This window comes from Clostridium sp. CAG:43 (genome assembly GCF_000434655.1).
GTDB lineage: Bacteria > Bacillota > Clostridia > Lachnospirales > Lachnospiraceae > Otoolea > Otoolea fessa.
Genome location: NZ_FR895062.1, coordinates 1,267 through 3,848, shown reverse-complemented (window position 1 = coordinate 3,848; position 2,582 = coordinate 1,267). Strand labels below are relative to the sequence as shown.

The following is a 2,582-nucleotide window of genomic DNA, read 5'->3' as shown; positions in this document are numbered from 1 at the left end:
TGGTCCACCAGCCCGAAAGGTCGTATGTGCACTCATCGGCTCCTGCTCACGCACGGAAGCAGCGCCGATGGCATCACAAAGTTTCTGATAAAAATTAGACATATCTATTTTCCTTTATTCATTTCATAACGGCTCCATCCCTTGCAAGTCGGGATTTCCGCACTAAATCACACGAATCAGACTGCGTGAATCGTTCCATTAATCTCTTCTTGCCAGGTTCGCCTGTACCCGCTTGTACAGTTCTTTCGCCGCATTATATCCCATCTTCTTGGTACGATAGTTGACTGCCGCCGACTCTACGATGATTGCCAGGTTACGTCCCGGACGGATCGGGATTGAATGGCATACAATCTTGTTGCCAAGGAACTCGGTATACTGATCTTCCATGCCAAGGCGGTCATACTCCTTGTCCTTATCCCACTCTTCCAGCTTGATTACCATGTCAATCGACTGTGTATCCTTTACGCTCTCTACACCGAACAGCGTCTTGACATCGATAATGCCGATACCGCGAAGCTCGATGAAATGACGGGTAATATCCGGTGCCGAACCGATCAGGGTTTCATCGCTGACGCGGCGGATCTCGACCACATCATCGCTGACGAGACGGTGACCGCGCTTAATCAGTTCCAGCGCTGCCTCACTCTTGCCGATACCGCTCTCGCCCATAATCAGGACACCCTCGCCAAATACATCGACCAGTACGCCGTGAATGCTGATCATCGGCGCCATCTTGACGTTCAGCCAGCGGATGATCTCCGCCATCAGATCCGAAGTCGTCTTCTCCGATACCATGCACGGAACCCCATAATGGTTACACAGCTCCAGCACTTCCTCCTCCGGTGCCATGCCGCGGCTATATACCAGACATGGTATACCCGAAGACAGCAGTTTGTCAAACATTTCCCGGCGGCGCTGCGGAGTCAGGGTCGAGATGTACGCATTTTCCACATAACCGATGATCTGCACACGGTCCTTGTCAAAATGGTCGAAAAATCCAGTCAACTGCAATGCCGGACGGTTCACATCCGCATGCACCAGCATAACATTGTCCGTCTCCAGCTCCGGCGTCATATTGCGAAGCCCCATCTTATCGATCAGTTCTGTTATCGTCACTCCACCCATACTTTTGTCTCCTTTTATTTTTACTATTGTCTACATCCTATCACATCTTCCCCTGCTTGTCATCACGGAAAAATATATAGACTGCCTCAGCGGCTGCCCGGTTCATCTGTGGCGCAGCTTCCAGCTCCTCCACGCTCGCCTCCCGGACTGCTTCGATCGTCTTGAACGTCCGCATCAGAGACTTACGGCGCGCTGGTCCGATGCCCTTGATATCATCCAGCACGGAGCGCACCTGCTCCTTGCCCCGGAGACTCCGGTGGTACTCGATCGCAAACCGGTGCGCCTCGTCCTGAATCCGGGTGATCAGCTGAAATCCTTCCGAATGGCGATCGATTGGAATTTCCACATTCTGATAATACAATCCCCTCGTCCGGTGGTTATCATCCTTTACCATGCCACAGACCGGGATTTCCAGCTGAAGCTCTCTTAATACCTCCAGCGCGATATTAACCTGTCCGCGTCCGCCATCCATCATCAGCAGATCTGGAAAACGCGTAAAACTTCCCATCGCCAGATCGCCGCCCTCGGCTTGCAGTTTCTTCGTCTCCTCCAGGCCATGGGAAAACCGCCGCAGCAGCACCTCGCGCATCGAAGCGTAGTCGTTCGGTCCCTGAACCGTCCGGATACGGAATTTGCGGTAATCATTGCGTTTCGGACGTCCATTTTCGTAGACAATCATCGAACCGACCGACTCAAAACCGCTGATATTGGAAATATCGTAGGCTTCTACCCGCTTGATTCCCGAAAGCCCGATCCACGATCCAATCTGATTCATCGCCCCGATCGTCCGGAGCTCCTCGCGCTTGATCTTCTCCTTATCCTGGGAGAGCACCATCTTCGCATTCTTCTCCGCCAGCTCGACCAGCCGCTCTTTCTCGCCCATCTTTGGCACGACAAAGCGCACCTTCTGTCCCCGGCGCGCCGTCAGGAAGCTGGCGATAACCTCCGCGTCCTCTAACTCCTCCTGCACCCAGATCTCATGCGGCACAAACGGCGTTCCTGCGTAAAACTGTTTGACGAAGCTGTTTAAGATTTCTGCCTTGCTCTCCGAGCCGGTCAGATTCATATGGAAATGTTCCCGCCCAATAAGCTTGCCATCGCGCACGAAGAACACCTGCACAACCGCATCGCGCTCATCCTTCGCCATCGCGATAATATCCCGATCTTCCATGCTCTGGCTCGTAATCTTCTGCTTCTGCGCCACCTTTCTGACACTGTCAAGCAGATCCCGGTACTCAATCGCCTTCTCAAACTCCATCGTCTCGGACGCCGTCCTCATCTTTTCTTCCAGATATTTCATGACCGGCTCATACTGTCCATTTAAAAAACCGACCGCCTGCTTCACCGATTTCTGATAATCTGCCTGTGAAATATACCCCTGACATGGCGCGTCGCACTGGTGAATATGGTAATAGAGGCACGGACGGTCCTTTCCCATATCCTGCGGCAGCTTCCGG

General features: G+C 52.9%; 2 protein-coding genes and 1 pseudogene. All 3 read right to left on the bottom strand.

The genetic code is table 11. The annotated features are described in order from the left end of the window. Positions 1 to 102 (bottom strand): annotated as a pseudogene (locus QVO97_RS05045) (UDP-N-acetylenolpyruvoylglucosamine reductase); the annotation flags it as partial. 96 nt (positions 103 to 198) lie between these two features. After that, the gene (gene hprK, locus QVO97_RS05040; RefSeq protein WP_022359298.1) at positions 199 to 1,125 is read right to left on the bottom strand and encodes an HPr(Ser) kinase/phosphatase; all 927 of its coding nucleotides are present in this window, start codon (positions 1,123 to 1,125) and stop codon (positions 199 to 201) included. Between the two features lie 40 nt (positions 1,126 to 1,165). Then, positions 1,166 to 2,582 (bottom strand): excinuclease ABC subunit UvrC (uvrC, locus tag QVO97_RS05035; protein ID WP_288188995.1); only part of this gene is annotated, 1,417 nt, incomplete at its 5' end.